Below are 8666 nucleotides of genomic sequence, written 5' to 3' on the forward strand. Positions count from 1 at the left end.
ATGTCGCTGCCAAGAGTTTGGATTAACGGTGCGGAAAATACAAAGATTTGTGTCTTTGACCGTGGTCTAAGTTATGGCGACGGTTTTTTTACAACGGCTCTGGTCGTCAATGGTAAGTGGCTGAATGCCGAAGCACACCTGTGGCGTATTCAAACTGGTTGTCATCGATTACAACTGCCGTTAGTTAATGAAGACGTACTACTTAGGCAAGTCAAAGACAGTCTTGCGCAACTTGGTTCGAAACCATCGGAATTATTGGTTTTAAAATTAATGATTACCCGTGGGCAAGGCGGTCGCGGTTATCAACTGCCAGAAGAGTGCACGCCGACAATTATTGTTCAATGGATGAGTTCACCGGCGACCTTAGATTTACCGGAACCGCTGCGCCTTTTGCAATTGCAGACACCTTTAAGTGTTAATCCGTTGATTGCCGGACTGAAACATCTTAATCGTTTAGAAAATGTTCTTGCTAAAAGCGAGTTGGCGAATACGGTTTTTGCAGATGGCTTAATGGAAAATGCTTTCGGGCGTGTCGTCTGCTCCAGTCAGGCGAACCTTTTTGCGCTACAAGGCGATAAATTGTTGACGCCGAAAATGCATGACAGTGGTGTTCACGGTACGGTTCGTTTTGCCTTGCAAAAGTTAAGTAATGAACTTGGTTACCAGTGGATTGAGCAGGATTTTACTTGGTCAGAACTATTGCAAGTGGATGCCTTGTTTTTAAGTAATGCCATTCGCGGTATTATGCCGATCGCTAGTTTACAGCTGGCAGAGGGTGACGAGCATCAGTACGATAGCCGCTATCAGGCAAAAGTATCTGCGATTGCCGAAAGTTTTAATGCTTATCAACTGACGAAGGCAATCGATTTAACCGAGATTACAGGGAATAATTAAGTGCGCAAATTTTTTCTGACCGTATGGTTAATCGTTATTTTAGGTGCGGCCGGAATCGCTTGGATTTCATGGCAGAGTTTTATTAGCGAACCGATTTCTAAGCAGAGTGAATCGATTGTGTTTGAAGTGCCGAAAGGTGCGAATGCCAAGCGCATAGCGAGTTTGCTGCATGCGCAAGGATTTTTGCCAAAACCGCAACTGTTTGTCTGGTATCTGCGCTATCAGGAAAAGCATCATCTGCTGAAAGCCGGTGAGTTTGAAATTCAGCCGAGTTTCACTGTCGATCAGCTGATTGATACGTTGATTAACGGTGAAACAGTCAGTTACGAAGCGACCATTATTGCCGGACATACTTTTAAACAGACTTTAACGCTGTTGCAAACGCTACCAAAATTAAAGCAAGAACTCGATATTACCGATATTGAAGGCTTGCAGAAGGCTTTTGACGTGCAAGGTAATATCAGCGACAAATATCCGTATGCGAATCTGGAAGGGCAGTTCCTGCCGGAAACCTATTATTATCATGCCGGAGATAGCGATAAAACCGTGTTGCTTCGAGCGCACAAGGCCTTGCTTTCAGTTTTAGAAAAAGCTTGGCAAGGTCGTCAAAAAGATTTGCCGTTAACGTCTGCGGAACAAGCCTTGATTCTAGCGTCGATTGTCGAGAAAGAGACTGGTTATGCGCCGGAACGGGCTGAGATTGCCGGTGTATTTGTTAATCGTTTGCGTAAAAACATGCGTTTGCAAACTGACCCGACCGTGATTTACGGCATCGGTAAAGACTATGACGGTAATATTCGGAAACGTGATCTAAATAGCAAAACTGCATACAACACTTATCAAATGGCCGGGTTGCCGCCAACACCGATTGCCAATCCGAGTCGGGAAGCGATCGAAGCCAGTTTACAACCAAATGAGACCAAGGCACTGTACTTTGTGGCTAAAGGCGGCGGACAACATGAATTCTCGACCAATTTGGCGGCACATAATCGTGCCGTTCGTAAATATATCTTGAACAAGTAAAAAGGCTTAAGCGAATGCAGCGAGGCAAATTTATTACTCTGGAAGGCTCGGAAGGTGCCGGTAAATCGACTAACTTAGCCTATCTAGCTGAGAGATTGCAGGCGCTAGGGTTGGAAGTGATTACCACGCGTGAACCGGGCGGTACTGACATTGGCGAAAAGATTCGCGGCTTGTTGCTTGATCCGGAGAATAGTGCCATGCATCAAGATACCGAGTTGTTATTGATGTTTGCTGCACGCGCTCAGCATATCCGTGAAAAGATTCTGCCGGCTATAGAGCGTGGTGCTTGGGTAATTTCCGACCGTTTTACCGATGCCTCTTTTGCTTATCAAGGTGCAGCGCGTGGTATGGGGTTTGAACGAATTGCCGAAATCGAAAATTGGGTGCAGCAAGGTTTTGCACCAGATTTAACCCTTGTTTTCGATTTGCCAATTGAAATCGGGATGCAACGTGTCGCTAGTCGAGGTGAACAGACTGACCGTTTTGAGCAGGAGCAAAAAGATTTCTTTGAAAAAGTTCGTGCTGCCTATTTGCAACGAGCTGAAGCCGCGCCGCGACGATATGCGGTATTGGATGCTTCACAGAATCTTGCAGCCGTGCAGCAGCAAATTCGCCAGCAATTAAACGACAAATTAGCGATGGAACTTAGCTAATGGATAAACCAGCATTGCAATTATCGGAATTGCCATGGTTGCGTGCGCCGTGGTTGCAATGGCAGCAGTTACAAGGCCGCCTTGGACATGCCTATCTGTTATTGTCAGCACAAGGGATTGGTATCGAGTTGATGGTCGAACAGATGGCGAAGCAAGCTCTTTGTCAACATTCAACCATGGATGGTGCTTGTGGACAATGTGCTTCCTGTCAGCTGTTCGTTTCCAAGCAACACCCGGACTATTTTCATCTGCAACGTCTGGAAGATAAAAAAGAGGTTGGTGTCGACCAAGTTCGCCAGTTGATTGAAAAGCAGAATGAAACTTCGCATCAAGGCGGTTATAAAGTTATTTGGGTTGAAGATGTAGAGAATCTGAATCTTTCGGCTTTTAATGCATTATTGAAAACCTTGGAAGAACCGGCCGAAAAAACGCTGTTTATTCTGACTTGTTCGCAACAGTCGAAATTGCCGGCGACCATAAAAAGTCGTTGTCAGAAACTGGCGGTGTTATCACCTGAATTGGCGGTGGCGATAAATTGGTTAGCGCAACAACGTCCACAATTCGATCAGGCGCTTATTAAGCGAGCCCTGCGTTTAAATTGGGGCGCGCCGCTAAAAGCTACAGAGTGGATTGATAACGGTGGCGTCCAGGAATATGCAGAATGGCAAGAGGGGCTTAAGCAGGCGCAATCCGGTAAGAAAATACCATCTAAAGTCGTGACACCTTGGCTGAAATGGTCGAATCCAATGCGTGTTTTTGATTATTTTTATTTTTGGGCATTAATGCAAAATCGTAAGATGGTCTACAGCGCCGAAGATTCATTACCACGTCAGCAGGTACTCACTTTGTTGCAGTTTCAACAGCAAGTATTACAGGCGAAAAAAGCTTGGTTAGGCAATGCTAATAAAGAACTGGTGCTGGAAAATCTACTCGCCTTATGGCTGCAACAGAGTAATCAAGCGTCGACGGCGCCTGCTAAATTATTCACTGAACATCTACAGAGAGGGTTGTTATGATCATCGATTCGCACTGCCACTTAAATATTTTGCCGGAAGAAGTTGGCTCGGTTGAAGCGGTTATCGCGCAGGCGAAAGAGCTTGGCGTAGAGCGCATGATGTGTATCGCGATTAATCCTGAAAAGTGGCATGAAGTCATTGAATTAGCCGACAAGCACGAAGAAGTCTATGCAGCGATTGGCGTGCATCCATGTGAACAAGCGGATGTCGTGATTACTGATGAGCAGCTAATCAAAGCTGCCTCGCACCCAAAAGTCTTGGCGATTGGTGAAATCGGTTTAGATTACTTTCATTTTGACGATGAAGACATGAATTGGCAGCATGAACGCTTCCGCCAGCAGATTCGTATCGCCAAACAACTGAATAAACCGGTTGTGATTCATACTCGCAATTCGACGCCGGATTGTTTGCGTATTTTGGAAGAAGAACACGCTGAAGAAATCGGCGGGATTATGCACTGCTTTGTGGAAGATCTGGAAACGGCCGAACAAGCGATGAAGCTTGGTTTTTATATTTCGTTTTCAGGCATTGTGACTTTTAAAAATGCCAAAGAGCTAAAAGAGGTGGCTAAGAAAGTGCCTTTAGATCGAATTCTAGTCGAGACGGATTCACCTTATCTGGCGCCAATGCCTTATCGTGGTAAGACGAATGTCCCGGGTTATACCAAGTATGTCGCTCAAGAAGTAGCGGATTTGCGTGATATGCCGGTTGATGAGATGGCGAGAATTACCACTGAAAACTTTAATCGTCTGTTCGGGACGAATTTTTAGATAAGTTGCTCAACTAAGCTAAAATCAATTATTAGGTAGCTGATGCAGTTTTTGCAAGGGTTGGGCTTCATGCTAAATGGTTTTTAATCGTTCCTGCTCGATTAATGCGGCATAAAGCCCAACATTTTTATTTTTATTCGACAATAAATCATTGGTTAATGTCGATTGAGTTTATACCGATTTTTGAGCTTCTTGCTCTTTCATTCTTGCTACAAAGGCTTCAAAATCCTGTTCTTTAATGCGCTGAGCTTCGTGCGCAACATGCGGGTTCACATCAAAGCTGAAAGCGACCATTTCTGGCCATTCGACATTAATTTTTTGTAAGTGTGATGATTTCATCGTACTCGTACCATTAAGGAAGCGATACAGCGCACTTTGCGTAATACCGGCTACTTCTGCAACACGCTTTTTGGTGATGCCTTTCCATTCGATATAGAATTTCACTCGTTCATGAAATTTCATGGGTTGCTCCATTGTCTAGTTTTTATATTTATTACCTTATATATGATAACTTGATTTAACGGTTTGAGAAATATTGTAAAGTAAAATATTACAGGCCAGTTTAAGGGAAGAAGACATATGTTCTGTATTGAAATTTTGAAAAGATACTACTCTCTCTGGTAAACCACGAGAAGTATCGATTTTAGTAGAAAGAATCACGATAAGTGCGTTTGAAGTGAAGTCTTTCTAGAACAAATATGTATCTTAAACTACCAATAAAGTCACTAAAACCTTGAGAAAATCATTTATATTCGCAATGGATAGTTACACTTAATCCAAATTTCTCGCAAGCATTATATCCAAAATTACAGCTCTTCCCAGTGTTGGGTGTGCGTAACCTTTAAGTAATTATTAATAATTTCAATAGCATAGCGTTTGTGACAAGGTAAGTGTACATTAACGCGAAATTGTTATTTGAATGGCATGCAATGTGGGTTATCGAATAAGTAAGCTAATAAGTGTGTAAACGACCTTTGGATAGTAAATAGCATAATATCTTGCAGCTTTTTTATTCAAAAAGACGCCTAGAAGTGTTATTGGATAGAGATCGGAATTTCTTGGCACAAGCTGGCATCAATATTAAAGATATAAGCAACCATTTCAGGCCAAGTGCCGTTAAGGGTTTCAAAATGATGGGTATCAATGCTTGTTTTTCCCTGTAGAAATAGTTGTAAATCATCTGGGGATATTTCTAATGTATCAGCCACTTCGGCAATACTTAAGTCTTTAATTTGCATGTATTTTTGCATTCTTCTTGCTAATGGCATATTAAACCTTTTCGTAATCAAGTTGCTGTAGGATCAGTGTTTACTGTATTTTTTTAGGTAGTGGTTTTACGTAAATTAATTTCGCTTTCTAACTGAAAATCGTTATTAGATAACCGATTTTGTTAATGGCGTAAAGTTGTTAATTTCACTGCGTTATTTATTTTAAAGATAAGTTTCTATTGGTTGAAGCTGTAATCGTAATGGAAATGATAATCAAGCTTAAAGTAACTTTAGATCAATACATTCTATACAAAAGTATAGAGTTTTTGAAGCGGATTTAGTTTCTTTTTCAAAGAAAAATCTCTATTAGGCTTTGATGGTAGCTAGGAAAACTTAGAATAAGTCCCCTTTGACTTCGGTGAGCTGGGTGAAAAGGAAAATTCTAGCCATCGATACGGTGAGAATGCAAACAACGAAGTTGCTCTTCAATGTCTCTCAGACAGGGGAAGGAAGTTTGTCCAAGTGCTGTTGTCTGTTTTTGCAAGGTCTAGACATGACGGCAAACAGACGCCTTGCTTAGCCTAAATTTTACAACGCCCCTGTCTCGACTTACCCCTTCGGGCGTCGAGTTCTTCGTTTGAAGAGTCACTTCGTTGTTAGTGTTCTCAACCATCGCTAAGGCTATGCTTCTAAAACACTACCTAGAATTTATCTCTTCAAACTCCTCGCTGAAGTCAATGGGGGCTTATTCTGTGTTTCCTTAGCCGTTTGAGATTTCATCAATGTCATTGTTTTTAAACTCTAGAACAGGCGGCCATTAATCTATGTTTATTAGCAATTGATATTAAAGTATTTTTACATGGTAAGTTAAATTTACTTTTTTATTTTTCTCTAGGATAGATAAAATACTTAAACACTATATAAATTTAATTGGCCTTTATATTAATCATCCATATTAAATATATAGGTAATAGTAATAAGTGAATTATTTTCACTCTGTATTTATATAGGGTAACAGGTTAATTTATAACTCAGACAGAATATAAATTTAATAATACTTATTCTATTGGCCACAGAGTAAGCAAGGAGAGAGAGATGGTTTTTAATCAGCGAGTCAAAGCTTATATTGAAGCAAAAGGAATTATTAAGCATCGTGTGGCGGAGGTAGCAGAGATTACTCCGAGTGCATTTTTCCGGTTTCTTAATGGAACTAGTACGATGAAGTCTTCAAATATAGAAAAACTTCAGGAGGTGTGGCCGGAAATGATAGCTTACGGATTTAATATTGATCCGGCAGTGGCGCAAAGTGCACATAATTTAAATGATAAGAGCTCTGATTAGATAATTTTGAAAAAGTATTTAGGGAATACCATATTTTGAATTAAAGACAATTAATAGATTCTTTTATTTTTTCATCCTGTACTAATTTAATTATTTACGAGAAATGAAAAAGCCTAGCGAAGTCTGAAGCGATTGCTGGGCTTTTTTTTTAAAAGCATTTTAGTCTTTATTTCTGTCCAGTAAAGCTCACTCGATTTCGACCAGATTCTTTTGCATGATAAAGCGCTTTATCGGCGCGATCAAACCAATCTTCAGCTTTGTCTTCAATTCTTAACTCGGATACACCGATACTGATGGTTAAGGGATATTGCCCGACAAACTCAGCATTGCTAATGTATTCACGAACTTTTTCAGCCACATTGACGGCAACATCTAACCCCGTTTTTGGCAATAAAATGGCGAATTCTTCGCCTCCCCAACGAGCAATACTGTCTGATGAGCGTAAAATCTTAGTCAGTTCTTGATGTAATTGCTTAATGATTTCATCTCCAAAATTGTGACCAAAATTGTCATTAATTTTTTTGAAGTGATCAATGTCGCAAATTATCAGGCTAAATGGTTCTCGGTAACGTTGAAATTCAAACACTGCTTTTTGAATAAATTGATCAAACACCCGACGATTCAAGGCACCGGTTAGTTGGTCATTATTCGCATGTTGCATAAGTAATTGTTGCGAAGTAATGTCTTCACAGATTGCCATGTATCCAATTTTCTCATATTGCGAATTAAATGTTTCACGGAGAGTGATTTGCATCCAGAATTGCGCACCGCTTCTGCGGTGACCGTGTAGTTCTCCAGTCCAACTTTTGTTTTTTAGAATTTTGTTAACATTGAGTTCATCTAAGCTGGCATTAATAATTTCTAGCTGATTGAGGGTTTTGCCAATTAGAGCCATCTTACGGTAGCCGGTAATTTCCATAAATGCATTGTTGGCGTTCGTTATTTTGCCTGCTAAATCTAAAGAAATAATCGGAACCTTTTGATCGATTAGCTGTTTATTAAATTCTAATTGGCGGTTTTTGTATTTTAATTCCAATTGGTCATTGAAGATCGCCTGTTTGATGTAAGCCAGCATGAGCGCTTCTATCATAAATCCAAATAAGGTGTTGGCGGCTTGGTGATAACTGAGATTGGTGGTGACCAACGCAAAAAAATCGATAGCCATGAGAGCGATAAGTGGCGAAGCGAGGAGCAATAACCACCACGCTAATTCTCGTGGTGTATTTATAAACACGAAAATAATAGGAATAATGGTAATCCATAAAAAGCCGAGACTGTTTGGGCTTAGATAAAAAAGAGTTGTTATGTATGGTATCAAGATTGCTGAAAGGGCGATATTTTTTGCCAACTGGTCGTTTTCTTGATTGCGAGCCATATTTAGCGATGCGAGTACGATCACTAGACTGATTGCACTGACGATAGCAAAGCTGTACTGCTGTTGAAAAAAGGTCAAAAGCACGATGATTAATAAGATCGGAGAGGCGATTATTAGCATGAACCGCAGGAGAGTAAGATTGACTTGCTGTTGGTAGAAGTCATGCTCTTTTGTCCAATTAATAAGGTTTTGTATCATCGTAACCCGCTAGAGATATATTGTTTATACGCTATCTTAATTGTAACGATATGAAAATGCATTGCCTAAAAAATTAACGTGCAATTGATTTGGCGCTTTAATTAGATGGTCCGCCTCACTTTCTTCCCTAAAATGAGAAAGTGAACCTTAACCAAGGAGTGATCATCATGTCTCAAGTTATCTATGGC

General features: G+C 40.7%; 9 protein-coding genes. 6 read left to right on the forward strand and 3 right to left on the reverse strand.

Going from position 1 to position 8666, the window contains the following annotated elements; all coding sequences use genetic code 11:
* The 5 genes from pabC to J3998_RS11230 are packed head-to-tail and all read left to right on the forward strand — an operon-like array spanning position 1 to position 4356.
* The gene (gene pabC / locus J3998_RS11210) at positions 1-894 is read left to right on the forward strand and encodes an aminodeoxychorismate lyase (RefSeq protein ID WP_208150758.1); all 894 of its coding nucleotides are present in this window, start codon (positions 1-3) and stop codon (positions 892-894) included.
* Complete coding sequence (gene mltG, locus J3998_RS11215; RefSeq protein WP_341829269.1) at positions 895-1917, forward strand: endolytic transglycosylase MltG; 1023 nt, start codon at positions 895-897, stop codon at positions 1915-1917.
* A gap of 14 nt (positions 1918-1931) precedes the next feature.
* A complete protein-coding gene (gene tmk / locus J3998_RS11220) occupies positions 1932-2570 on the forward strand; it encodes a dTMP kinase (RefSeq protein ID WP_208150759.1) in 639 nt (212 codons plus the stop codon).
* Entirely contained in the window at positions 2570-3586 is a 1017-nt protein-coding gene (gene holB / locus J3998_RS11225) for a DNA polymerase III subunit delta' (RefSeq protein ID WP_208150760.1), read from the forward strand. The genes tmk and holB overlap by 1 nt, the downstream gene beginning before the upstream one ends.
* Positions 3583-4356 carry a TatD family hydrolase gene (locus tag J3998_RS11230; RefSeq protein ID WP_208150761.1) on the forward strand — a complete coding sequence of 258 codons (774 nt, stop codon included), beginning with the start codon at positions 3583-3585 and terminating at the stop codon, positions 4354-4356. The genes holB and J3998_RS11230 overlap by 4 nt, the downstream gene beginning before the upstream one ends.
* A gap of 171 nt (positions 4357-4527) precedes the next feature.
* On the opposite strand, the gene J3998_RS11235 is transcribed toward J3998_RS11230, so the two are convergent.
* Entirely contained in the window at positions 4528-4818 is a 291-nt protein-coding gene (locus tag J3998_RS11235; RefSeq protein ID WP_208150762.1) for a helix-turn-helix domain-containing protein, read from the reverse strand.
* A 572-nt stretch (positions 4819-5390) separates the two neighbouring features.
* Positions 5391-5606 carry a hypothetical protein gene (locus J3998_RS11240; protein WP_208150763.1) on the reverse strand — a complete coding sequence of 72 codons (216 nt, stop codon included), beginning with the start codon at positions 5604-5606 and terminating at the stop codon, positions 5391-5393.
* A gap of 1053 nt (positions 5607-6659) precedes the next feature.
* Here J3998_RS11240 and J3998_RS11245 point away from each other — a divergent pair.
* Positions 6660-6905, forward strand: a complete 246-nt coding sequence (locus J3998_RS11245; RefSeq protein WP_208150764.1) for a hypothetical protein — start codon at positions 6660-6662, stop codon at positions 6903-6905.
* Between the two features lie 166 nt (positions 6906-7071).
* On the opposite strand, the gene J3998_RS11250 is transcribed toward J3998_RS11245, so the two are convergent.
* Positions 7072-8478: a sensor domain-containing diguanylate cyclase gene (locus J3998_RS11250; RefSeq protein WP_208150765.1), complete on the reverse strand. Its 1407-nt coding sequence runs from the start codon at positions 8476-8478 to the stop codon at positions 7072-7074.
* Positions 8479-8666: the final 188 nt, after the last annotated feature.

The organism is Thiomicrorhabdus marina, from assembly GCF_017571465.1.
Classification (GTDB): Bacteria; Pseudomonadota; Gammaproteobacteria; order Thiomicrospirales; family Thiomicrospiraceae; genus Thiomicrorhabdus; species Thiomicrorhabdus marina.

Excerpts from the sequence above, each read along its gene's own strand:
- pabC (WP_208150758.1), top strand. The coding sequence starts at position 1 with ATGTCGCTGCCAAGAGTTTGGATTAACGGTGCGGAAAATACAAAGATT.
- tmk (WP_208150759.1), top strand. The coding sequence starts at position 1,932 with ATGCAGCGAGGCAAATTTATTACTCTGGAAGGCTCGGAAGGTGCCGGT.
- holB (WP_208150760.1), top strand. The coding sequence starts at position 2,570 with ATGGATAAACCAGCATTGCAATTATCGGAATTGCCATGGTTGCGTGCG.
- J3998_RS11230 (WP_208150761.1), top strand. The coding sequence starts at position 3,583 with ATGATCATCGATTCGCACTGCCACTTAAATATTTTGCCGGAAGAAGTT.
- J3998_RS11235 (WP_208150762.1), bottom strand. The coding sequence starts at position 4,818 with ATGAAATTTCATGAACGAGTGAAATTCTATATCGAATGGAAAGGCATC.
- J3998_RS11240 (WP_208150763.1), bottom strand. The coding sequence starts at position 5,606 with ATGCAAAAATACATGCAAATTAAAGACTTAAGTATTGCCGAAGTGGCT.
- J3998_RS11245 (WP_208150764.1), top strand. The coding sequence starts at position 6,660 with ATGGTTTTTAATCAGCGAGTCAAAGCTTATATTGAAGCAAAAGGAATT.
- J3998_RS11250 (WP_208150765.1), bottom strand. The coding sequence starts at position 8,478 with ATGATACAAAACCTTATTAATTGGACAAAAGAGCATGACTTCTACCAA.